This window comes from Sanguibacter biliveldensis (assembly GCF_033798665.1).
In the GTDB taxonomy this organism is placed as follows: Bacteria; Actinomycetota; Actinomycetes; order Actinomycetales; family Cellulomonadaceae; genus Sanguibacter; species Sanguibacter inulinus.
The window spans coordinates 3,125,276-3,147,756 of record NZ_CP138359.1 but is presented as its reverse complement, the minus strand read 5'-3'; the positions used below and the strand labels follow the sequence as shown (position 1 = coordinate 3,147,756).

Genomic DNA, 22,481 nt, shown 5'->3' with positions numbered 1-22,481 from the left:
CGGCGGTCGGACGGTCAGTCGCGCAGCGACGCCATCCAGGCCTCGACCTCTTCGGGACGGCGGGGGAGCGCCGCGGAGAGGTTCTCGTGGCCGTCGGCCGTGATGAGGACGTCGTCCTCGATGCGCACGCCGATCCCGCGGTACTCCTCGGGGACCGACAGGTCGTCGCTCTTGAAGTACAGACCGGGCTCGATGGTGAACACCATGCCGGGCTCGAGCACGGCGTCGAGGTACATCTCGCGGCGGGCCTGGGCGCAGTCGTGCACGTCCATGCCGAGGTGGTGGCTGGTGCCGTGCACCATCCAGCGACGGTGGAACTGGCCCTCGGGGTCGAGGGACTCCTCGGCGGTCCCGGGCAGCAGGCCCCACTCACCGAGGCGCTCTGCGATGACGACCATCGCCGCCGCGTGGATGTCGGCGAACTTCGTGCCGGGCTTCGCGACGGCGAAGGCAGCGTCGGCCGCGTCGAGCACAGCCGTGTAGACGCGGCGCTGGACGTCGGTGTAGGTGCCGTCGACGGGGAGGGTGCGGGTCACGTCGGCCGTGTAGAGCGACTCGACCTCGACCCCGGCGTCGACCAGGATCAGCTCGCCGGCGCGGACCTGGCCGTCGTTGCGGATCCAGTGCAGCGTGGTCGCGTGCTCACCGGCTGCGGCGATGGTCTCGTAGCCGACGGTGTTGCCCTCGAGGCGGGCGTGCCCGTCGAAGGTGGTCTCGACGACGCGCTCGCCGCGCGCGTGCTCCGTCGCACGCGGCAGGGCGCGCACGACCTTCTCGAATCCGGCGATCGTCTGGTCGACGGCCTCGCGCATCTGGCCGATCTCGTGCTCGTCCTTGATCAGGCGCAGCTCGGAGAGCATCTCGGCGAGCTGGGCGTCGACCTCGGCGGTCTCGGCGTCGTCGACCTCGCCCGCGAGGTGTCGCAGCGACTCGACGAGGATCGACGTGGACTCGTCGGCGCCGGGCACGACGCGCAGGCGCACGCCACCCTCGCCGGTGTCCTTCGCGAGCGCGTCGGGGAGCTCGTCGATGTGCGCGGCACGGATGCCCGTCGACGTCGTGACGTCGTCGAGCGACGGGCGGGCCCCGACCCAGAACTCGCCGTAGCGGGAGTCGGCGTAGAACTCCTCGGTGTCGCGCGGGGCGAGCGGGCGGACGTAGAGGACAGCCTCGTGGCCCTCGTCGCCGAGCGGGTGGAAGACGAGGACGGCGTCGGGCTCCTGGTCAGAGCCGAAACCTGTGAGGTGCGCGAAGGCCGAGTGCGGACGGAACCTGTAGTCCGTGTCGTTGGAGCGCTGCTTGAGCGTCCCGGCCGGCACCACGAGGCGCTCGCCGGGGAAGGCGGCCGACACCGCGTCTCGGCGGGCTGCGGTGTAGGGCGCAGCCGCGCCCGGGACGACGCCCAGGTCGACGCGCGGCCCCCAGCCGCTCGTGATGAAGTCGCGGAAGGCAGCAGACGAGGGGCGCTGCGAGCGGTTCTCGTTGCGGTCCTCGAGTGCCTGGGCGGTTCCCTCGGGGGCGTCAGGGGTGCTGTCGGCGCCGAGGGTGCTGGTGTCAGTGGTGTCCGAGCTCATCCCACCATCTTCACACCACGGAGGCGTCCGGCACAGCCACCGATGGTCCCTGGTGGTGGGTGCGCTGGTGGGAGCCCACGGGAGCCGGGGCCTGCGCCGGGGTGCGGGCCCGGCCTGCCTCGAGGTCCGCGAGGGCCCCGAGCAGGACCGCCGTGTACTCGTCCGGGGCCTCCGAGCTCACGTCGTGGCCGGCGCCGGGGATGACGACCAGCCGGGCGTGCGGCGCGGCGGCGAGGTACTTCTTCTCCTCGAGGCGCATGTGGTCCCGCTTGCCGTTGACGAACCACAGGGGGACGTCGATCTTCGAGGCGCTCTCGACGGCGGACCGCCCGGCGAGCTGTCCGAGCATGTCGGTGACCACGTCCCAGCCGGGCCTGAAGGCTGTGGCGCCGTCCAGACGTACCGGGCCGCCGGCGTGCTCCGCGGCAGCTGCCGTGACGGGGAGCCCCGCGGCCCGCCCCACCGCTGACGCGCGCGGTCGTCGCGGCAGCACGGGCAGGTGCGCACGCACCGAGGTCAGGGTCCGCGCGACGTGGTGCGCCGCGTCCCTGTAGAGCAGCACGGGCTTGCCGTGCGGGTCGCAGGTGCAGGCCGACGCGACAGCGCCGACGAGCCGTGCAGGGCGACGCGCCGCGTACTCGAGGGTGACGTAGCCACCGAGCGAGAGGCCCGCCACGACCACGGGGCCCGTGCCCCTGCCGACCGAGGCGACGGCTGCGTCGACCACGTCGAGCGCTCCCTCGAGGGTGAAGCGCTCGTCACGTCGTGAGCCGTGCCCGGGCAGGTCGACGGCGACGGCCTCGTAGCCCTCGGCCCGCACGGCCTCGAGCTGGGGCTCCCAGAGCGCGCTCGAGCTGCGCACCCCGTGGATGAAGACGATCGCCGGACGCTGCACGGTGTTCCACCTGTTCTCTGGGTCGGTTCGGTACTTCTGGGTCGTTCGGTTCTTGTGGGTCGCTCGGTCTGGACGGGGCTGGGCACCTCAGGGCGGGAGCCCAGGGCCAGTCCGGACAACGCTGGTCGAGGGCCAGCGAGGGCCGCCGACCAGGATCGCACCGGGGGCCGCGCACGTGGCGCGCGGCCCGGGCACGTGCCGTGAAAGTAGAGTGTGCGAGTGCCCAGCGACCTCCTGATCGACCTCCACACCCACTCCAACGCCTCGGACGGCACGGAGAGTCCCGGCGGTGTCGTGGAGTCTGCGGCAGCCGCCGGTCTGGACGTCGTCGCGCTCACCGACCACGACACGACGTCGGGCTGGGCCGAGGCCGCCGAGGCGTCCCTGCGGACGGGGGTCGCGCTGGTCCGCGGGACCGAGGTGTCGGCCAGGTCCGAGGGCATCAGCGTCCACCTGCTCAGCTATCTCCACGACCCTGAGCACCCGGTCCTCGTGGCGCAGAACGACGAGGTGCGCCGGGCGCGATCCGAGCGGGCCCGGACGATGGTCGAGCTGCTGAGCCGGGACTTCGACCTCACGTGGGACGACATCCTGGCCCAGACCGAGCCGGGCACGACGATCGGGCGCCCGCACCTGGCCGACGCGCTCGTGCACGCCGGCTACGCCCCCGACAGGTCTGCGGCCTTCGCCACGATCTTGCGCACAGGCTCCGACTACTACGTGCCGCACTACGCCCCCGACGCGATCGACGCGATCCGGGCCGTGCGAGCGGCCGGCGGGGTGCCCGTCTTCGCGCACCCTGGAGCAGACCTGCGGGGCCGGGTGGTCGGCGACGCCGTCATCGAGGAGATGGCTGCCGCAGGGCTCGCCGGGCTCGAGGTGCGCCACCGCGACAACGGTCCGGAACAGCAGCGACGACTCACTATGATTGCCCGGTCCCTCGGTCTCTTCGTGACCGGCTCGAGCGACTACCACGGAGCCGGAAAACCCAACCGGCTCGGCGAGAACACCACACACCCCGAGGTGCTCGCCCAGATCGAAGAGATAGGTCGTAGTGACGTGATCCGCCCATGAGCGCCTTGGACGCCGTGTTCGACGCTCGTCTGTTCATCGAGGTCTTCATCACCCTGTTCGTCATCATGGACCCCCCGGGGACGGTGCCGATCTTCCTCGGGCTCACCAGCGCCATGACGCACAAGCAGCGCGCCAAGGCCGCCCGGACCGCGATCTTCGTCGCCGCCGGTGTCATCCTCGCCTTCGCAGTCTTCGGGCAGCAGCTGCTCACCTACATGCACATCTCGATACCCGCGCTCCAGGCCTCGGGCGGTGTGCTGCTGTTCCTCATCTCGATGGAGCTGCTCACCGGCAAGATGGAAGAGCCGACCGCCAGCTCGAAGAACGTCAACGTCGCCCTCGTCCCGCTGGGCACACCGCTGCTCGCCGGCCCCGGTGCGATCGTCGCCTCGATGCTGTTCGTGCAGCGCGCCGACGGCGACGTCCGCGACCTCACGTCGATCTTCGTCGGCTTCGTCCTCGTGTGCGTGTGCCTGTGGGCAGCGATGCGCTTCGCGAGCGTCGTGCACAGGCTGCTGGGCGAGGGCGGCACGCTGCTCGTCACCCGGATCGCGGGTCTGCTGCTCGCGGCCATCGCCGTCCAGCTCATCGCGGACGCTGTCATCGCCTTCGTCCAGACCGCGTAGCGGGTCGACAGCGGCCGCGGAGAGGCCGCACAGCGTGCGAGGCCTGCACCCGTCTGACGGCGGGTGCAGGCCTCGTCGTCGTCTGACCGGGTACACCCGCAGACGCCGAGAGCGGCGGCCCCGTCGGGGACCGCCGCTCTCGCTGTGCTGCTGGGGGCTGGCTGCTTCTAGGTGTTGCTGGTGCTGCTGGGGCTCGGACCGTCAGGCAGAGACCGGGGCCTCCGGGCTGCGGCCCTGCTCCGAGGTGCCAGCCGGGCGGCGACGGCGACGGCGCGGGCGGGTGCCCTCGCCGTCGGTGCTCGGCGCGCTCGAGGGCTGCTCGGACGGCGCGGAGGCGGGTGCATCCGTCGAGCCCGTGCTGCTCGCGGCCGTGCCCGTGGTGCGGGTGCGCTGACGGGTCCGCGGACGGCGGGTGCCTTCGGCCGGTGCCTCGCCGGCCGCAGGAGCCTCGGCGGCACGCTCGGCACGAGGAGCCGGCTCGGACTGACGCGGGGCGCTGTCGCGGGGAGCGTCGTCGCGACGTGCGCTGTCGCGACCGCCGTGGCTGCGTCCGCCCTGACCGCCGGAGCGCTCGCCAGAGCGACCGCCACGGCCAGCGTCGGACCGGCTCGAGTCTCCGCGAGCCGAGTCGCCACGACCGCCGGACTGCGCCGGGCGGGCCGCCCCGCGCTTGCCGGTCTCGCCGAGGTCTTCGAGGGTCTCCGCGTCGAGGCCCGCGCGGGTCTGGGCCGACTTCGGCAGGCGGCCCTTGGTGCCCTCGGGGATGTTGAGGTCCGTGTAGAGGTGCGGCGACGTCGAGTAGGTCTCGACGGGCTCGGGGATGCCGAGGTCGAGCGCCTTGTTGATGAGCGACCAGCGGGGCAGGTCGTCCCAGTCGACGAAGGTCACCGCGGTGCCCTTGTGCCCGGCGCGGCCGGTGCGGCCTGTGCGGTGCAGGTACGTCTTCTCGTCCTCGGGGCACTGGTAGTTGACCACGTGGGTCACCTCGTCCACGTCGATGCCACGGGCGGCGACGTCAGTCGCGACGAGGACGTCGATCTTGCCCGAGCGGAAGGCGCGCAGCGCCTGCTCGCGGGCACCCTGGCCGAGGTCTCCGTGGATCGCACCGGAGGCAAAACCGCGGTCGGCGAGCTCGTCGGCGACCTTCGCGGCCGTGCGCTTGGTCCGTGCGAAGACGATCGAGAGGCCACGGCCCTCGGACTGCAGGATCCTGGCGAGGACCTCGACCTTGTCGAGGGCGTGAGCGCGGTAGACGACCTGCTTGATGTTCTTGACGGTCTGGCCGCCGTCGTCGGGGTCGTTCGCGCGGATGTGCGTCGGCTGCTTCATGTACCGGCGGGCCATCGCGACGACAGCACCCGGCATGGTCGCCGAGAACAGCATCGTGTGGCGCACGGCCGGGGTGCGGGAGAGCAGCTTCTCGACGTCGGGGAGGAATCCGAGGTCGAGCATCTCGTCGGCCTCGTCGAGCACCACGCACTGGGCGCGGGTGAGGTCGAGGAAACCCTGCTTGAGCAGGTCGATCATGCGCCCCGGGGTCCCGACGACGACCTCGACGCCCTGCTCGAGCGCCTTGACCTGCGGCTCGTAGGCACGGCCGCCGTAGAGCTGGACGATGCGGACCGAGCGCTTGGTCGACGCCGCGTCGAGGTCCTTGGCGACCTGCACGGCGAGCTCGCGCGTGGGGACGATGACAAGAGCCTGCGGCTTGCCCGGTGCGGGCAGCTCGTCGTACCCGGGCTCACCCGGTGCGACGACGCGGTGGAGGAGTGGCACGCCGAAGCCGAGGGTCTTGCCGGTGCCCGTCTTGGCCTGGCCGATGATGTCGTGCCCCGCCATCGCCACCGGCAGCGTCATCGCCTGGATGGGGAAGGGAGCCACGATGCCGGCGTCGGCGAGGGCCTGGACGATCTCGGGGCGGACACCGAAGTCGCCGAATGTCACGTCTGCAGCCTGCACGCTGCTGGAAGTAGAGCTGGTCACGTTGCCTCATGTGATGTCTGGGCGGCGCCACACGTCGCTGCAGGGGCCACGGCGCAGACAGGTCTACGACGTTCCGGTGTCAGGACGGGCAAGCTCGCCTGTGGCCGGCAGCCGATCGTAGATAGGCGGTGTCGGGCGGCATCCACGCAGCGGGGCGTAGCGCACGACGAGGGTCGAGACGACCGGGCAACCGTTGTACAGGGTGCAGTCTAGCCGACGACGCCCACGACGGGCAGGTTCCTGCCCCTGGCGACGGTCCTCGCGCACGCCCCGAGCCGCGGGCACCACCGACCGGCCTATCCTGGTCGGATGAGCGAAGCACACGCACCGGTCCACCCGGCGCCCACAGTGCCTGCGACGTCGCAGGTCAGCCCAGGTCTGCGCACCCCGCCGAGCGTCGCCGACGAGTGCGAGCTCCTCGGCCTCGTCGCCTACGGCCAGCTCGCCGCCTTCACCCAGCTCGCCGGCGACTCCCGCCACGCCGAAGACTTCGACACCTGCCTCCAGCTCGCCCACCTCGCCTCTGCGGCCCTCGCGGGGCAGGGCGAGGTCCTCGACCGCATCACGACCCTCGGCGAGGACGCCACAGACCGGCTCGGGTCCTTCGTCGGCAGCTTCGACAACTTCGTCGACCGCACAGCGCCCAGCACCTGGTGGGAAGGCCTGCTCAAGGGCTACGTGGGCTTCGGGGTCGCCCACGACTTCCTCCAGGTCCTCGCCGAGCGGTTCGACGGACCCAGCCGGGCCGTCATCGACGCGGCGCTCGAGTCCTTCGCGCCCGACGCGCTCGCGGCCGAGCAGCTCGCTGCAGCCGCAGCCGCCGACGAGGTCCTCGGGTCCAGGCTCGCCCTGTGGGGGCGCCGCCTGGTCGGCGAGGCCCTCGGCTTCGTCAACGACCTGCTCAGCGCACGACCGGGCCTCGTCCGCGTGCTCGCCTGCGAGCCCGTCGACCCGGCCGAGCAGTCGACCTCGGGCGCCAAGCTGTTCTCGCACCTCACGGCGGCGCACTCGCGCCGGATGGGGCGCATCGGGCTCACGGCCTGAGGACGGATCAGGCCACCCGGCTCAGACGGACCTGCTCACTCCACCCTGCTCACCCCCAGCCTGAGGTCGACCGTACGACCGAGGTCCCACGGTCGGGCGTAGACCTCGGTCGGGCTCCGGTGCTCAGCCTGCGACGGTGCCGCTCCCGGTGGTCCCGGCGCTGCTGGGCAGACCGACAGCCGCGAGGAAGTGCTCGAGGGTCAGCGTGCTCATCCCGAGGGCGACGGTGCTCGACGACAGGGCCGACGCGCTGATGGTCAGCACGGCCAGGCTGCTCGCCAGGGCGGCCGGCTGGATCTTCTCGCGGACGAGGGGGATGAGCCAGTCTCCGAGGCGGGCGACGGTCCAGCCCGTGAGCACCACGTGCTCGGGGTTGATCATGTTGACGAGGTCGCCCAGGCTCGCCGCCAGGTACCGGGCCGTCCTGTCGACGAGCTCGACCATCGCCCCGTCGCCCGAGACGAGCCCCGACTGCACGGCGTCGACAAAAGGCTTCTGCTGCGTGATCCGCAGCGCGGGGTGCGCAGGCTGGATCTCGGCGAGGGTCGCCATCAGCCCGCCGACCCCGACGTAGGCCTCCACGCAGCCGCGCCGACCGCACCTGCACAGCCGACCCTCGAACACGAGGAGCGTGTGGCCCCACTCGCCTGCGTTGTTGCTCACCCCGCGCACGAGCTCTCCGTTGAGCGCGAAGCCTGAGCCCACACCGGTCCCGAGGTTGACGATCGCCAGGTCGCGGTGCTCGCGACCGGCCCCGAACCAGAGCTCGGCGACGGTGATGGCCTTGAGCGGGTTGTCGACGTGCACGTGCATGCCGAGGTCGTCGGTCAGCAGGTCTTTGATGCGGACGTCGTGCCAGTCCCAGTTCGGCGCGAAGACCGAGACCCCGAGGTCGGGCTGGACCTGCCCGGGCAGGCTCACGCCGACGCCGACCACGGAGGACGCCTCGATCGACGCGAGGGCGAGCACGCCGTGGACGGCGAGACGGATCCCGTCGACCACGTACTGAGGGGAGTTGAGGTGCTCGTCGAGCGGGACAGAGACCGTCCCGAGGGGCTCGAGGCTGAGGTCGAAGACCGTCGTCTCGACGTAGGTCTCGGCGACGTCGACCCCCACGAGGTAGCCGCGCCCCGGGTCGAGCCGCAGCAGCTCGAGGGGACGGCCGACCCCTGTCGACACCATGGCCTCGATCTGCACGACGCCGGCGGAGAGGAACTCCTTGACCAGCGTCGAGACCGTCGCGACGCTCAGGCCTGTGTGCTGGGACAGCTCCTGCCGGGTGGCGGTGCGGAGCGTGAAGAACGCCCGGAGCACCGCCATCCGGCTCTCGGAGCGCAGGTCACGAGCGGTCCGTCTGCTCATGGCGCACCGCCACCTGCTGGGTTCATGGTGCTGATAGTGCCACGCTGTCGAGTCTCGGCGGGAGGTCGCCCGCGGTCCCGTGGACCAGCAGGGTGAGGACAGATCCGGCCGGGACGTCGGGGGTCCACAGCGACTCTGGGTCACCGCCGCTCACGACGGGTCGGGCCTGGTCGCCGAGCCACACACGCCCGAGACTGCGGCCGCCCAGCCAGGCCGTGACACGGACCTGGTGCCCGGCCAGCTGCAGCCGCAGCCCCGTCGGGCTCGTGGGCACGTCGAGATCGAGCCACAGGTCGTCGCCCGCATCCAGCTCGACAGGCAGGTCGACGGTTGTCCCCGACCGGCGCGCGGCAGCCCGCTCGTCGAGGCTCTGCTCGGTCAGAGGAGCGACCTCCCACGTCGTCAGCGGCCTGAGAGCAAGGATCTCGGCCCGCATCCCGGGCTGCGAGGGGTCGTGGGGCCAGGTGAGCGCGAGGCGGTGCCGGGCACCTGAGCCGTTCGCCGCCGGAGCGTCGGGGAGCACGAGCCACGGGTCGACGGGGTGGACGACGACGGGTGGGTGCCCGTCGACGGCGACGTGGACGGGGCGCGTCTGGCCGTGCAGCCGCAGCGCCGCCCGGGTGCCGTGCGGGACGACGACAGACCGCGTGCAGCTCAGCGGAGCGCCGAGCCGTGTGCTCGACCACCCGCCGAGCGTGCGGAGCGGCCGCGGTCCGCGGCCCGGCCAGGACGGGCCTGAGGACTCTGAGACGTCACCCGCAAGATCACCCGAGAGGCCTTCCGGGTGAGCTGTCGCGACCTCCCATCCCGCCGTGACGTCGATGACCGACTCGACGGCGTAGGCCTCGCCGATCCCGCGCAGCGACCCGAGCCGCAGCGCCGGGAGCCTGTGGTCGTCGAAGTTGGCGTGCCCCCAGATCTCCACGTCTGCCGTGAGGTCGAGATCGCCGTGGCGGTGGCCCAGGTTGACCAGGTGCGCCGCTCCGAAGCGCGCGACGGAGGGCAGGACCTCGTCGGCGGTACCAGGGGCAGCGCCGCTCAGGCGCAGGTCGACGATGTCGCTTGCCCCGACGAGGAGGACCGCCTCTGCCGCGCTCGCGTGGACCGTCGTCCTGTAGCGACCGCGACCACGGTAGACGCCGAGGGACTCGAGCGACGGTGCGCTGTCGTCGTGCGTCGACACTGACACGTCGTCGTAGAGACGCGCGGGGGTGGTGCGCGCGGTGCGGAGGGGCACCAGCCCGCGCTGTGTCCCCACGGGGCTCGAGGCACCTGCGGCGTCGTGGCGTGACCTGCGAGCGTCGACCGGCGCGGTGTGCCGGGTCGCGTCGGCGACTGTCGACAGCGAGACGACGATGCGCCCCGCCGCGGCGGTCACCAGGGCCGAGGGCCGGGTGGCGTCCAGCGTCAGGCGGACCACGTCACCGGCAGGTCCCCCGTCGACCGTCGCATCGTCGCCGCAGCCGGACAGCACCACGGTGGTCGCGCTGTCCTCGCAGGGTTAAATTAACCCTTAGAAGAAGTGGTGTCCAGGGATCGGCATGCGCTTTCCGGTGATGGGCGGTCACCGGGACGCACGAAGGCTCCCCGGGCGGCGAGCGCCTGGGGAGCCTTCGGGTCGTGCGGTGTGCTGGTGGGGACGCCTCAGATGGCGCCGAAGCCCACCTTGCGCTGCTCCTCGGAGCCGAGCTCCACGTAGCCGATGGTCGCGGCCGGGACGAGCACCCGGCGCCCCTTGGCGTCGGTGAGCTCCAGGACGGTGCCGTCCTTGAGCGCCGCGCTCACGCGTGCGGCGACGTCGTCCGCGGTCGCGTCGGTCTCGACGACGATCTCGCGCGCCAGGTTCTGAACACCGATCGTGATCTCCACGAAGTCCCACTCTCTTCAGGTCGTGAGCGCCGCCGGTCAGCCGTGCTCGTGATGTCTCCCGACGATCATCGCCCCTCGGAGGGCACTTCGCGTCGCACCATCCCGTGAATTCCGCGCCAAGCGAACTGTGCGATGAGCTCAGGGGTGTCCATCTCCGCCGCGTCCTCGGGGCGGCGGGCCGCATCCGCCGCACGCTCACCCCGCAGGGCGTCGGAGGCGGCGACCCGCGCCATCGCCGTCGCCGTCCGGGCGATGGTCAGCGTCTGGGCTGGCGTGAGGTCGGTGATGGACTCGAGGACCCCGGCGAACAGCTCGGCGTTGCGCCGGTTCGGGTCTTCCACGCGCTCGCGGACCAGGTCGTCACGGGTGACGTCGGACTCGAAGAGCAGCGAGGCTGCGACGCCGCAGCCCTCGGCGAAGTCCACGTAGGCCCGGACGACGGCGTGCACCACGTCGTAGCCGTCGACGCTCGCGTCGTCGGCGCCCGACGCCGCCGCGGCGGCGACAGCCTCGCGGACGGGCACCAGGGCGAGGGCCACGGCGTCCACCAGAGCCTGCCCGCGCTCGTCGATGACGGCGAGGTAGAGGTCGAGCTTGGACGGGAAGTGGCGATAGAGGATCGGCTTGGACACCTCGGCCCTGTCGGCGATGTCGTCCATCGAGATGTGGTGGAAGCCCTGGGCCGCGAAGAGGTCCTGCGCGATCGTGAGGATCTGCGCCTGCCGCTCGTTCTTCGGCATGCGGGGCTTGGCCCGTCTGTGAGGATCGGGTGCAGGGTGGTTGACCACAGCCCCAGACTAGGTCCTTCGGCCTATCATCTCTGGCACCATGGGAGCCGTGCCCACCCCCCGACCCCTCCCAGACGCCCGCGACGCCTCGCGCTCGCCGCAGTCGGGAGACTCGTCGGGGCTCACCCGGAGCCAGCTGCGTGCCGAGCGGTCGGGCGGGCAGATCCGCACGTCAACCCGGGTTTCTCGCCGTTCTGGGATGCGCGTGCGACCCGCCGTGGCTGTAGTCCTGGCCGGCGTGCTGGCGGGCACCGGGGCCGGAGCCGTGTGGTCGGCTCTGGGCAACCAGCAGCCGGATGCATCGATCTCACCTGCCGGGACGGCCGCCGGCGCACAGCCTCGGGTCGACGACCGGGCGAGCCGGGACGACGAGCGCGACGTCCTCGCCGAGCCGACCCCTGAGGCCGCCGCCGGAGACGGCTCGGGGGTCAGTGCCACCGCGGTGTCCGGGTCCGGCTCCGACAGCGCAGCGGGCTCCGGCAGCGTGCTCTCCCTCAACCCCCTCGACATCGAGGCGCTCCCCGACATCGCTGCAGCCCGCCCGCAGGCCGGTGACTCCGCAGCCTCCGGGTCGGGCGACGTCGCTGGCCTCGCGGCCGACGATCCCGCCCAGGTGGCCGAGCTCGGGGCGAGCGAGGCTGCCGCACCCGTGCTGCCCGAGGGTGTCGACGAGGTCGACTTCGCCGCAGGCATCCTCTCGACAGACGTCCCCGTGTCCGGGACCGGGCTCCTCGACGTCGTCCCCGGCTCGAGCCCGGCCCCGGGTGCTGGAGAGGTCTCCACGGTCCGCATCCAGGTCGAACAGGGTCTCGACGTGGACGGCACCAAGGTCGCCGACCTCGTCCTGGCCACCCTCAACGACCCTCGCAGCTGGGGCGGTGACGGGTCCCGCACCTTCGCCCGGACCGACGCCGCCGACGCCACCTTCACAGTGACCCTCGCCAGCCCGAGCACCGTCGACACGCTCTGCGCCCCGCTCGACACCGGCGGGCTGTGGTCCTGCGGCGTGACCGACCACGCCGTGCTCAACTACCTCCGCTGGGTCGAGGGCTCGCCCAACTACGGCGACGACATGGCCGCCTACCGCCAGTACCTCATCAACCATGAGGTCGGCCACGTCCTCGGGCACAGGCACGAGCAGTGCGGGGCGACAGACTCCCTCGCGCCCGTGATGGTCCAGCAGAGCGGCGCGACCATCCGCTGCGTGCCGAACGGGTGGCCTAGGCCGTAGGTGGTCGACGACCATGCGACGCCGCTGCCGTCGTGAGGGAGGCTCCTGTGTGGCGCCGGGGTCCTGGCGGCGCAGGTCGCGAGCGGTACCGAGAAGCCAGGCTCGACAGGGAATGACTCTGCGACGACGGTCGCCGTCTGCTACACGGCGGCAGCCAACACGGCGGACGTCGCATGTGCCAACCGTCCTGAGTGGGCCGGGCAGCCCTGCTCGACGAAGATCGCCGGTGCGATCACAGGGCACGATCCGTCGCGCATGGCGTCGCAGCTGCCCGTCCGCCGAGTGACGGCGTACAACCGCTGGGGCACCGCCACCGTCGTCGACGAGTCTGTCGCGGGCCCGCTGTCCGGTGCGCCCGTCACGCAAGCACGGACGACGACGACCACAGTTGACGGTGCCGACCGCATCACGCAGGTGTCGATCACGGGGACAGGCGCAGGAGTCGGCGAGTCCGTCTCGTCGACCCAGAGCGTCTATGACGTGACGACCGGCGAGGTCGTCGCGGTTCGTGCCGTCGCTGGGACGGGGACAGTCCTGTCGGAGACATCGAAGGAGTACGACAGGCTCGGTCGGCTCGTCACGTACAGGGACGGGGCGGGGGCTACTACCACCACCGAATACTCCCGGTTCGGCGAGCCCGTCTCTGCGACGGACTCCGTGACGGACGCCCTCGGGTCGCGGACTATCGGGACTGTCGCCTACACGTATGACCGCTCCGTCGACCCCAGGAGATACGTCACGTCGTTCACCGACTCGGTCGCTGGGACTTTCGGGGCGACCTGGGGACCGGACGGTCAGCTCGAGTCGCAGAGCCTTCCAGGCGACGTGACGCTCCGCATCTCCTACGACCCGGCACGTGTGCCTGTCGCACGCACGTACACGAGGACCTCAGACGGTGTGCTCATCGCCGCCGACTCGGTTGTCGAGAACCACCGTGGGCAGTGGGTGAAGCACAGCTCAGACACAGGAGTCCGGACCTATGGTTACGACCGCCTGGGCCGTCTGAGCAGCGTGACCGACAAGGCGTCGATCGCCGGAGCGTGCACGACACGCGGATATGGCTACGACACACACGCGAACCGGACCCAGTTCGCTTCCGCGACCGGCGAGGCTGCGGCTGACTGTCCTACGGCTGACCTGCAGTCGACCGCGACGTACGACTCGGTCGACCGCCTGGTCACGAGCGTCGCGGGCGGGGACCAGTGGCGCTATGACCCTCTCGGACGAGTGGTGTCGATGCCTTCCGCGACCCCGGGTGGTACCGCCGTCGAGAACGGCTTCTACGTCAACGACCTGGTCTCGTCTCAGACGATCCCGGGTGAGGCGAAGGTCGCCTGGAGCTTGGACGCGATCCAGCGACGATCGGGCTTCACGACCTCGGCGTGGGTCGACGGAGCGTGGGCCGACGCTGTCACGAAGGTGAGCCACTACGGCTCGGACAGCGACGAACTAGTGTGGATCGCCGAGGACGCATCGCTGGCGGAGTCCGTGACAAGGTACGTCTCTGGTGTCGAGGGAGACGTTGCCATGACGACGTCCCTGTCGGGAGACCGCGAGCTCCAGCTTGTCGACCTGCACGGTGACATCGTCGCTACCCTGCCCATCCCCGATACCGAACCGGCCGCGCAGTTCGGGACTACGCTTCACATCCTTCGACGAGTTCGGTGTGCCTCAGCCCCTCAGCGGATCTGGTGCGACGACAGGTCCACCCGCACGGTATGGATGGCTCGGGGCCGCACAGCGGTCCGCCGAGGCGCTCAACGGCGTCATCCTCATGGGCGTGCGGTTGTACTCGCCCGAGATCGGTCGGTTCCTCAGCGTCGACTCCGTCGCGGGAGGCTCGTCCTCGGCCTACGACTACTGCAACGCGGACCCGGTCAACTGCACAGACCTGGCAGGTACGTGGTCGTGGAGAGGGATCGTCAAGAAGGTTGCGGCAGTCGGCGAGGTTGCGTCGATGATCCCCGGGCCGATCGGTGTCGCCGCAGCAGGAGTGTCTGCGGTCGCTTACGCTTCGACAGGCAACACCAAGAAGGCACTGATGATGGCGGGTACGGTCGTCGCGGCGGCTGTCGGCGGCAGCGCCATCGTTGGAGCCGCGAAATTTATCCGCAAGGCCGGAAGTGCTAGCAAGGAGTTTAAGAGTTCGCTCGCCTTGGGCGCGAAGGCCCACAAAAAATTTGATTCGTATGTAGTGAAGAAACTTAACGGCAAAAGGGCGGACGGGTACATCAAATGCGGAGGGCGGAGGTGCAAGCCGGACGGCTATACGTCGAAGGGATTTCCTATCGAGTTGAAGCCGCACAATGCGCGCTCCATTGCCCTGGGGCGGCGGCAGCTCGCGAGATATGAGATAGCAACTAGTAGTGTCGGTAAAGGTCAACTATGGACCTACCGTCAATCTCGGATCACAAAGAGGTTCATCTTCAAGCGCCAATACTAGATGTCGAGAGTGTAAGCGTGCGTGCCGCTCTTTGGATGGGGCGCCGCGATGATGGTCCTGGGTTGCGGCGAGGGGGCTTTAGTCTTTGGGGGTGCGTTGGAGATTGAGTGGATTCTCGACTCCATTCATCCCGCACCCGAATAGGAAGAATGTCCGCGGTGCGGCGCGGGTCCGCTGTTATTGAGGTGCTAGGAGGATAGTGTGGCCGAGTTAAATCTGCAGGACGAGTTCGAGTCCTTCCTGATTTCCCGTGGTTTTGCGCGAGAGAACAGAGTGTTCCGACGGTCTACAAGTGGCGGTCTGGCGATGGAAGTGTGGCTCAACCCGGAGAACCGGCTCAAGCGTGTCGCAACGGTGTGCGTGGATGTTGCACTCGCTCCCGATGACCCCGGAGGTCCATTGTATACGTTTGACCAGGCGAATCATGCTCAAGTTCTCGAGCGAGGGGGTAGATGGCAGGATTCCAGATACACTCCTCAGCTTCCGGGTTGGCCACGTGTGATCGTCGACGACTTCGTTCGATATACTGTTCCTTTCATCGACATGCATCGCAGTCCGGCGGACCTGTGTGAATCGCTGCTCTCCGCGCGCATTGCGCCCGATGGTTTCGCGCCAACCCCTCTTAAGCTCGTGCAATGGGCCTGGGAGATAGCTCGTAGGGCGGGTCTCTCGCGCTATGAGGCGAGAGCGCTGAAGAGCCTCTCGCTTCTGAGGATGGACGAGGACGATTACTCCACTGCCATGAATTGGATGGCTCATGTTGGGATCAAGAACGTTCAGCTGCTTCAGCCAGTTCGGCGACCGAATAGGGTGCTCCGTCGTCTGGGTGTGAAGGGGTCTCGCGAAGCGCTCCCCACATTTCCCGGTTTCGCCGAACGTTGGCAGAACCGTGACGGAGATCCGTTCGTCCGCGCTGTCAGAAAGTTCTTGTCGGGAGAGGCGGACGCCCGCTCCTTTGTTGACGCCTACTGCGAGCTGTGGAATTCGGACCCGCAGCGAGACTCCGACGAACGCGGAGACATTCTCGGCCGGCTCTATGATCATCTCTTCGGGATCACTGATCTCGATGCGGTCGACGACAATGAACTCCAAGACTACGTCGCGGCTCTGACTTGGATCGGCCTGGAACGCGCGTGGGGGTAGATCGGCGGGATCATTCATAAGACAGAGATGCTACTGCAGCAGGGAGGTGGCCTGATGAGGGCGCCCGGAGAAGGTCGGCGATAAGTTGATCAATCGTGAGGTCGCGCGCTTCGCTTCCACTGCCAAAAGCTGGAGCGGCCAAAGGGGACAGTCGTGAACTGGGCGAGTTTTGAAGTTGTCGAGCAGTTGCTAGCAGGTGCGCGAGTTTTCCATATTGACCTGACGATTTCTCCTTTGCGTGTCTCGCTAGTGTTCTCGGACAGCCGGAACTCGCGGCTGGAGGAGCTGCACTTTGAGGAGGTGCGGGACTTCGGCATCGATCTGGATCGAGACGACCTCGTGCCGACCGCAGATATCTCACAGTCGTCCGGACGGGTGCTGGGGACGTCCTATGAACCGAGGGGCGAGGGCGGCATCTGGGGAATCTCGATTGACAGAATTTCGCTGAGTATTACCGCGTCTCATGTCATCACATCAGAAGTGCGAGCGCCGGCGAGTGATCTTGAGGCTCACCGTACTTCCTTGAGCGGCGATGCTCTGTCGAGTGGCGACGAGATGTTTGTCGGGATGGACCCGTGGGTCGAGGGGTCGACTACGACGTTGCAGAGCAAAGGGCGAGTCGTCGAGCTCGGTGATGAGTATCGGTTGTCTATGATTCGTATCGAGTTGGCTCTCGGCGCAGTGGAGTTGTTTCTGGACGGTGCACACGGGCGGTCCAGGCTCACGTTTGGAGAGGTGTCAGATGTATATCTCAATCCGGATCGCTCCCGCGGCGGGGTTCCCGTTATTTCTCAGAACCTCGACGTTGATGCGGGCGATTTTGATCGCCTAGACGAAATACTTGTGGCTCCAGCTTCTGAGGGTGGTGTCGCAAGGCGATTCTTTCTCTTCGCGGGAAGCTATCTGATGGTGGAGTCTCAGAGAGTCCAATTCGTGGAATCTGGTCGATAGTCCCCTTAGACGGAATTCACCAAGAGGATTATGTTTCGTCTCATCTACTAGCGGGACGTCAGGACGTCGGAAAAAATGTACCCTCGGAGGAGTGCAGATGGCTGAGATAGTTCTGCAAGACGAGTTCGAGCCGTATTTGTCGACTCGAGGTTTTGTTCGAGAGCACAGAGTTTTCCGCCGCTTCGTGAATCAGGGTCTGGACATGGAGGTCTGGCTCAACCCCGAGAATCGTCTGAAGCGCGTCGCGACGGTGAGTGTAGATGTCGGCCTGAATCGCGCAGGCGAAGAAGGTCCTCTTTACACTTTTGACCAGGCCTGCTTCGCCCAGGTCTTCCAGCGCGGGAGTGACGTGAGAGATTCGAGCTACTCCCCAGATTCTCCAGGGTGGCCTCATCTGATAGTGGAGGACTTTATTCGATTCACCCTTCCATTTATCGATTCCTGCCGAGATCCGGCAGATCTCTGTGATCTTCTGCTCGGTGCGCAGATACCCCCTCGGAGCGGAGTTCCGATCAGATTTGACTTCAGTCAGACTGTTTGGAATATTGCCCAGAGGTCGGGGTTGCCGGAGTACGCCGAGGCAGCATTAAAGCGTCTATCTCTTCTGCGGCTCAGTCCGCTGGAGCGAGAGTCTGTCCAGAAATGGCTCGACAGCAACGGCATCGGTGGTGTCGTGCTAGCAGGGCCGATCAGTGGCGGATCCGGCTGGTGGCGGCGACTCGTCGCTAGGGGGTCTGATACTGCCGTGCATCTCGTCCCAGGCTTCTCAAAACGATGGCAGAACCAGGATTCTGACCCTTACGTGCGTGTCATTGCGGATTTCCTGGTGGCGCGCACCGGCGCTGATTCGTTCCTTGGTGCCTACTGCAGACTCTGGGCAGTTTCCCCGCAACGCGGCAGCGATGACCGCGCCGACATCCTGACTCGTCTGAACTCCCACCTCGAAGAGATCTCGTCCCGGGGCGCTATTGACGAGGAAGGGCTCCGCGAGCATGTCTCCGCGCTGACCTGGATCATTCCTGAACCTCGTGGAGAGCTCGATGAGTGAGGCTAGCCGATACTGGAGAGGCGGTAGGAGCATTACATCTGTTCGAGGTGAGGGGAGGCGTTCCGGGACCTACGTCAGCAGAAGCCTTATGCAGGCCTCCTCGAGGCGGGCTCCGCCCTGTTGAGCATGGTGTCAAGTTCAAGTGGTGGAAAAGGAGATGAGCAATGTCGGATGAAAGTGAAGGGTCAAATGGCTTCTCGCGAGAGCGTCTCGTCAAGCTTAGTGTTCTCACCTTCGGTTTCGGAATTCCGCTGGTAATAATGGAGTTTTTCTTGGTTGGCAGGTATCCGGTACTTTATGTTCCTTTTGTTCTGATGATCGGCGGGTATCTTTGGGGTGTCCGAAGGATAGGGGGATGGAAGTAAGTTATCCTTTCGCCACTCTTCTCGAGCTCAACGAAGTTCGAGGCTGCGGATCGTGCCCCGACGGAGCAGACAGGTCGGACATCGTGTCGCGCTGATTGGAGCTCACGGACCAATCCTCGAAGAAGCTAATTTTGAGTATCGAATTCGAGGGGAAGTGTCGACCTCTCGGAAGGTCGTGCGCCAGCAGTTTACGCACCAGGTCTGGTCGCGAGGAATGGGTGATGTCCTGCCCCGGGTCCAGAAGGTGTCCGTCGTAGGCGCAGAACCGCTGTTGGAGAAACGCTAGGAGGATGGTGTGGCCGAGCTAATTCTGCAGGACGAGTTTGAGTCGTATCTGGCTTCTCGCGGTTTTGTTCGAAAGAACAAGGTGTTCCGAGTGTCTGCGGGTGATGGCCTGGCGATGGAGGTGTGGCTGAACCCGGAGAACCGGCTGAAACGTGTCGCAACTGTGAGTGTGGATGTCGCACTTTCTCTCGATGGTCCTGGAGGTCCGCTCTACATGTTTGACCAGGGGAATCATGCTCAAGTTCTCGAGCGGGGGCATGACTGGCGGGAATCTAGCTACTCACCTGAGTTACAGGGCTGGCCGCGTCTGATTGTTGACGACTTCATTCGATATGCAGTTCCTTTCATCGGCCCGCATCGCAGCCCAGCGGATCTGTGCGAATCGCTGCTCTCGGCGCGCATAATCCCGATGGTTTTGCCCTGAGGCTCCTTGCTCTCACGCAATGGGCCTGGGAGATCGCCCAGAGAGCCTGTCAGCCACACCATGCGGCGAGAGCGCCGAGGAGCCTCTCGCTCCTGAGAATGGATGAGGATGATCATTCCCCTGCCGTGAACTGGATCGCTCGAGTCGGAATCAAGGGCGTCCAGCTGCTTGAGCCTGTGCGGCGACCCAACGGCCTGCTCCGCCGTCTGGGTGTGAAGGGTCGTCATGAAGCACTTGGCACATTTCCCGGCTTCGCCGACCGCTGGCAGGACCGGGAAGGGGAATCCGTTCGTGCGTCCTGTCAGAGGTCTTGTGTCCCGTGAGACGGACGCTCGGTCCTTCATCGACTCCTACTGCGAGCTGTGGAAGGCGGACCCGCAGCGGGTCTCCGACGACCGCGGGGGCATCCTTGCCCGCCTCCATGCACACCTCCTCGCGGTCACCGACCTCGGCGCGCTCGACGACAGCCGACTCCGTGACTACGTCTCGGCGCTCACCTGGATCAGTCCCGACCCTCACCTATCGGTGGATGGGTGAGGATATCCATCAGGTGGAGCCTCGGCTGACGCGGGACCGCGCCTCCACGAGGGCGTTCAGAGGTCCTCGGACAGTTCTGCGATCAACCATGGTGGAGGGGCCTCAGCAGGTGCCTGCGCTGCTGAAGGGGCCAAGGGGAAGGAGCCGAGCATGGCTGCAACCACGCTGTGCGACCTCGGGCTCATGAGCCAGGTCCCAGGTGCTCGCAGGCAGGCGTCCGGAGCGGATGCTCTCCGAAGAAATGCTATCCGAGAGGTGACCACGTGAGGATTCGAGAGTGAGCCCAGACAGAGCCGGACCGGTGTTGGTCGGAGTCGCCGAGTCGGGGCAACTTCAGGGATACTACGTCGAGGTCTGGCGGGCTGAGGTCGAGGGCTGGGACATCTTCTATTTCAACCCGGTACTTCTGGAGTGGCAGTTCAACTCATACGCAGAGGACTGGGGAGAGGCGATGGAGTATGGCGAGGCGCAAGGTGTGCGGTGGTGCGGCGGATCCGGTTGGGCTGGGGATATCGCCCCGACGATCTAGGTATGGCCCTCGTCGTCCGTGCAGGCTGTCGGGGGGTGTGCGCTAGAGGGGCGCACGGCAAGAGCGCCCGGGGGCTGGTCCGATCGGGAAAGTCGTCCATGAGACGGAAGGGGTCGGTAGAGAGCAGGTTGATCTAAGGAATGTCGTCAAGTCCGATCTCTGGAGGAAATGATGAGTGGCGGTGGTGAGCGAGATAGGCAGCTGGAGATGAAGGGAATAAAGATTCTCCTCCTGACAGTCGGTTTTGGTGTTCCGCTTGTCGTGCTGCAGTACTTCTTTGTGGGGAGCTATCCATGGTTCTATGTGCCTTTCGTGATCCTGATAGTCCTCTACTCCTGGTGCGTGCATCGACTCGGGGGGTGGAGGTAGGGCGCTCCTGAAGGGGGTGCCCGTGTCGCGTCAATCTCATAGTGGAGAAGATCCTGCAGAAGGTGATCGAGGGGCGAGGGTGGTCATAGCTGGTCTGCGCCGTCGGGGGCGCGCTACGTCGCCAGGGGTCAGGAGGCAGACGGGTCTGTTTGCATCGTGAAGCAGCAAACCGTGGAGAAAGGTGCGTTAGAGGTCGTGCGCATCTAGAGGAGGAGCTGCACGCTACGGTATTCAGGACGAGCGGCACACCGGACGATTCTAGTCTTGAGAAGGCGAGGTCAGTGTCTTGAAGCAGGATCGAGATGGTCGGAACAGCTTTAGTGATCGTCTGCTTGTCGCTTTTCTTCTCTTTCCGAGCACTACAGCGATGGCGCTGTTTCAGCACCTCCCGTTGCGGGCGTATGCGATCTTGGAGGGAATGTGCCTCCTGGGGGTTCGCTATTTCCTCAAGGTGCTTGATCGCCGGGAGGCGGGTGCGATCGGTGATCGGAGTGAGGCGGATGGAGGTCCGGGTGGCCGCTAGATCAATACTCTGATCCTTGAAGGAGTGAAGAGCTCGAAGAGCTTGCCCTCCCCTTCTATGAGAGGTGAGCGTCGCCGCACGATGGGACTCGTGGCAAAAAGGGCTCTATCGGTCTGCTGGTTGTGGTGGTTCTTTTTCCGAGAACTAAGATGCTCGCTTTTTGCGAGGTCCTTCAGAGGTGGATCCATCGTGTGGTCGCAGTGGTGCTCCCCACGCTGCCGAACGCCCGCCAGCGACTGCTGACCGGCCTGCTCGTCCCGTACACGTCGTGCGCGGCGCGGCTCACGGTCTACATCTTGCTCGCGAGCGTCTTCTTCCCTGGCGACGCCGGCACGGCGATCTTCCTCATGTACGTCGCGAGCATCGCGCTCGTCGTGGGCGGCGGGCTCGTGCTGCGCGCGACAGCGTTCCGCGACCTGCGGCGCGAGCCCCTCGTCCTCGCGCTCCCCGCCTACCAGCGGCCGAGGCTGCGGGCGCTGGGCGTCTCGGCCTGGGTCCGTGTGCGGGCCTTCCTCACCAAGGCCGGGCGGATCATCGTCGCGACCCTCGCCGTCGTCTGGGTGCTCCAGGCCGTCCCGGTGACAGGTGGTCACCCGATCGGTGACGTCCCCGTCGAGGACAGCGCCTACGGGTGGACGGCTGAGGCGGTCTCACCGGTTTTCGCCCGGCGGGCTTCGACGACTGGCACGCCTCGGCCGCCCTCGTCACAGGGTTCGTCGCGAAGGAGGTGGTCGTCGGGTCCTTCGCCCAGTCCTACGCGGTCGACGAGCCCGACGACCCCGCTATCGCGGGAGACCTCGGCTCAAGGTTGCGCGCCACCTTCGAGGCGACCTCGGGCGGTCACGCGGGCGCTGCTGCCGCGGCGTTCATGGTGTTCGTGCTCGCCTACACTCCGTGCCTGGCGACAGTCGCCGAGCAGAAGCGGCTCTTCGGTGCGCGGTGGACCTTCGGTGCGGTCGGCGTCCAGCTCGCCGTCGCGTGGATCGCCGCTGTGCTCGTCTTCCAGGTGGGGAGGCTGCTGTGAGCCTGCTCGTCGACGTGCTGGACCAGGCGCGTGCCGGGGTGAGCGTCGACAAGATCCCCGGCGCGCTCGGGGCCGACCCCGGGCTCGTGGACGCTGCTCTGGACCACTGGACGCGTCTCGGGCTGCTCGTCGGCGCCGCCGACGCCCTCACCCCGGGCTGCGGGCCGGGGTGCGCAGTCCCGGGGACCCACCAGTCGGCGCAGTCCCTGGCCTGTGCAGGGTGCTTCTTCGCGACGCGGCGCTGACGGGCTCTCCGGCGCGGACATGCTCAGCGGCACGCACCAGGCGAGAGGGGACCCGGGAGCCAACTAGGCGCAGACGGGCCAGCCGGTCTGCGACCTCTGGACGTCGACCCGCAACCTGCCGTGCATGACGAGTCGGCCGACGTCGGCCC

The 22,481-nt window shown here is 67.4% G+C and carries 19 protein-coding genes and 2 pseudogenes; 14 read left to right on the top strand and 7 right to left on the bottom strand.

Features of this window, described 5'->3' with window-relative positions:
* Positions 1-14: 14 nt before the first annotated feature.
* Together SANBI_RS13720 and SANBI_RS13715 are read right to left on the bottom strand one after the other, a co-directional pair.
* Positions 15-1,574 carry an aminopeptidase P family protein gene (locus SANBI_RS13720; RefSeq protein WP_319155959.1) on the bottom strand — a complete coding sequence of 520 codons (1,560 nt, stop codon included), beginning with the start codon at positions 1,572-1,574 and terminating at the stop codon, positions 15-17.
* A gap of 10 nt (positions 1,575-1,584) precedes the next feature.
* Positions 1,585-2,469, bottom strand: a complete 885-nt coding sequence (locus SANBI_RS13715; protein WP_319155957.1) for an alpha/beta fold hydrolase — start codon at positions 2,467-2,469, stop codon at positions 1,585-1,587.
* 219 nt (positions 2,470-2,688) lie between these two features.
* Between SANBI_RS13715 and SANBI_RS13710 the strand changes: the two genes are divergently transcribed.
* Both SANBI_RS13710 and SANBI_RS13705 read left to right on the top strand, forming a co-directional pair.
* Positions 2,689-3,543 (top strand): PHP domain-containing protein, encoded by an 855-nt coding sequence (locus SANBI_RS13710; protein WP_319155954.1) that lies wholly within the window; start codon positions 2,689-2,691, stop codon positions 3,541-3,543.
* Positions 3,540-4,169, top strand: coding sequence for a MarC family protein (locus SANBI_RS13705; RefSeq protein ID WP_319155951.1), 630 nt, complete (start codon positions 3,540-3,542; stop codon positions 4,167-4,169). The genes SANBI_RS13710 and SANBI_RS13705 overlap by 4 nt, the downstream gene beginning before the upstream one ends.
* 201 nt (positions 4,170-4,370) lie before the next feature.
* On the opposite strand, the gene SANBI_RS13700 is transcribed toward SANBI_RS13705, so the two are convergent.
* Positions 4,371-6,152, bottom strand: coding sequence for a DEAD/DEAH box helicase (locus SANBI_RS13700; RefSeq protein WP_319155949.1), 1,782 nt, complete (start codon positions 6,150-6,152; stop codon positions 4,371-4,373).
* Positions 6,153-6,461: 309 nt separating this feature from the next.
* On the opposite strand from SANBI_RS13700, the gene SANBI_RS13695 reads away from it, so the two are divergent.
* Positions 6,462-7,196, top strand: coding sequence for a ferritin-like fold-containing protein (locus tag SANBI_RS13695; RefSeq protein ID WP_319155947.1), 735 nt, complete (start codon positions 6,462-6,464; stop codon positions 7,194-7,196).
* A 123-nt stretch (positions 7,197-7,319) separates the two neighbouring features.
* Here SANBI_RS13695 and SANBI_RS13690 read toward each other — a convergent pair whose 3' ends face one another.
* From SANBI_RS13690 to SANBI_RS13675, 4 genes are all read right to left on the bottom strand, one after another.
* Positions 7,320-8,558 (bottom strand): ROK family transcriptional regulator, encoded by a 1,239-nt coding sequence (locus SANBI_RS13690; RefSeq protein ID WP_319155944.1) that lies wholly within the window; start codon positions 8,556-8,558, stop codon positions 7,320-7,322.
* Positions 8,559-8,580: 22 nt separating this feature from the next.
* A complete protein-coding gene (locus SANBI_RS13685) occupies positions 8,581-10,035 on the bottom strand; it encodes a hypothetical protein (protein WP_319155941.1) in 1,455 nt (484 codons plus the stop codon).
* Positions 10,036-10,202: 167 nt separating this feature from the next.
* Positions 10,203-10,427, bottom strand: coding sequence for a DUF3107 domain-containing protein (locus SANBI_RS13680; protein ID WP_056129045.1), 225 nt, complete (start codon positions 10,425-10,427; stop codon positions 10,203-10,205).
* 65 nt (positions 10,428-10,492) lie between these two features.
* A complete protein-coding gene (locus tag SANBI_RS13675; RefSeq protein ID WP_056129050.1) occupies positions 10,493-11,167 on the bottom strand; it encodes a TetR/AcrR family transcriptional regulator in 675 nt (224 codons plus the stop codon).
* 247 nt (positions 11,168-11,414) lie between these two features.
* Between SANBI_RS13675 and SANBI_RS13670 the strand changes: the two genes are divergently transcribed.
* The 11 genes and pseudogenes from SANBI_RS13670 to SANBI_RS13620 all read left to right on the top strand — a co-directional run bounded on the left by SANBI_RS13670 (position 11,415) and on the right by SANBI_RS13620 (position 22,332).
* Positions 11,415-12,446, top strand: coding sequence for a DUF3152 domain-containing protein (locus SANBI_RS13670; protein WP_319155937.1), 1,032 nt, complete (start codon positions 11,415-11,417; stop codon positions 12,444-12,446).
* A gap of 1,666 nt (positions 12,447-14,112) precedes the next feature.
* Positions 14,113-14,889: an RHS repeat domain-containing protein gene (locus SANBI_RS13665; RefSeq protein WP_319155935.1), complete on the top strand. Its 777-nt coding sequence runs from the start codon at positions 14,113-14,115 to the stop codon at positions 14,887-14,889.
* 498 nt (positions 14,890-15,387) lie between these two features.
* A complete protein-coding gene (locus tag SANBI_RS13660; RefSeq protein ID WP_319155931.1) occupies positions 15,388-16,032 on the top strand; it encodes a hypothetical protein in 645 nt (214 codons plus the stop codon).
* A 153-nt stretch (positions 16,033-16,185) separates the two neighbouring features.
* Positions 16,186-16,983 carry a hypothetical protein gene (locus SANBI_RS13655; RefSeq protein WP_319155929.1) on the top strand — a complete coding sequence of 266 codons (798 nt, stop codon included), beginning with the start codon at positions 16,186-16,188 and terminating at the stop codon, positions 16,981-16,983.
* Positions 16,984-17,080: 97 nt separating this feature from the next.
* Positions 17,081-18,031, top strand: coding sequence for a hypothetical protein (locus SANBI_RS13650; protein ID WP_319155926.1), 951 nt, complete (start codon positions 17,081-17,083; stop codon positions 18,029-18,031).
* A gap of 660 nt (positions 18,032-18,691) precedes the next feature.
* The gene (locus SANBI_RS13645; RefSeq protein WP_319155923.1) at positions 18,692-19,105 is read left to right on the top strand and encodes a hypothetical protein; all 414 of its coding nucleotides are present in this window, start codon (positions 18,692-18,694) and stop codon (positions 19,103-19,105) included.
* Between the two features lie 225 nt (positions 19,106-19,330).
* The gene (locus tag SANBI_RS13640; RefSeq protein ID WP_319155921.1) at positions 19,331-19,642 is read left to right on the top strand and encodes a hypothetical protein; all 312 of its coding nucleotides are present in this window, start codon (positions 19,331-19,333) and stop codon (positions 19,640-19,642) included.
* Between the two features lie 277 nt (positions 19,643-19,919).
* Positions 19,920-20,171: a hypothetical protein gene (locus SANBI_RS13635; RefSeq protein WP_319155919.1), complete on the top strand. Its 252-nt coding sequence runs from the start codon at positions 19,920-19,922 to the stop codon at positions 20,169-20,171.
* A gap of 1,041 nt (positions 20,172-21,212) precedes the next feature.
* Positions 21,213-21,503 (top strand): annotated as a pseudogene (locus SANBI_RS13630) (hypothetical protein); the annotation flags it as partial.
* 278 nt (positions 21,504-21,781) lie between these two features.
* Positions 21,782-22,087: pseudogene (locus SANBI_RS13625) on the top strand (ferrous iron transporter B); the annotation flags it as partial.
* Positions 22,084-22,332, top strand: coding sequence for a hypothetical protein (locus SANBI_RS13620; protein ID WP_319155917.1), 249 nt, complete (start codon positions 22,084-22,086; stop codon positions 22,330-22,332). The pseudogene SANBI_RS13625 and the gene SANBI_RS13620, both read left to right, overlap by 4 nt.
* The last annotated feature ends 149 nt before the right edge of the window (positions 22,333-22,481 follow it).

Bases quoted from the DNA above. Each gene is read 5' to 3' on its own strand.
- SANBI_RS13640 (WP_319155921.1), top strand. From the start codon at position 19,331: ATGAAGCACTTGGCACATTTCCCGGCTTCGCCGACCGCTGGCAGGACC.
- SANBI_RS13675 (WP_056129050.1), bottom strand. From the start codon at position 11,167: ATGCCGAAGAACGAGCGGCAGGCGCAGATCCTCACGATCGCGCAGGAC.
- SANBI_RS13705 (WP_319155951.1), top strand. From the start codon at position 3,540: ATGAGCGCCTTGGACGCCGTGTTCGACGCTCGTCTGTTCATCGAGGTC.
- SANBI_RS13670 (WP_319155937.1), top strand. From the start codon at position 11,415: ATGCGCGTGCGACCCGCCGTGGCTGTAGTCCTGGCCGGCGTGCTGGCG.
- SANBI_RS13695 (WP_319155947.1), top strand. From the start codon at position 6,462: ATGAGCGAAGCACACGCACCGGTCCACCCGGCGCCCACAGTGCCTGCG.
- SANBI_RS13650 (WP_319155926.1), top strand. From the start codon at position 17,081: ATGGCTGAGATAGTTCTGCAAGACGAGTTCGAGCCGTATTTGTCGACT.
- SANBI_RS13690 (WP_319155944.1), bottom strand. From the start codon at position 8,558: ATGAGCAGACGGACCGCTCGTGACCTGCGCTCCGAGAGCCGGATGGCG.
- SANBI_RS13720 (WP_319155959.1), bottom strand. From the start codon at position 1,574: ATGAGCTCGGACACCACTGACACCAGCACCCTCGGCGCCGACAGCACC.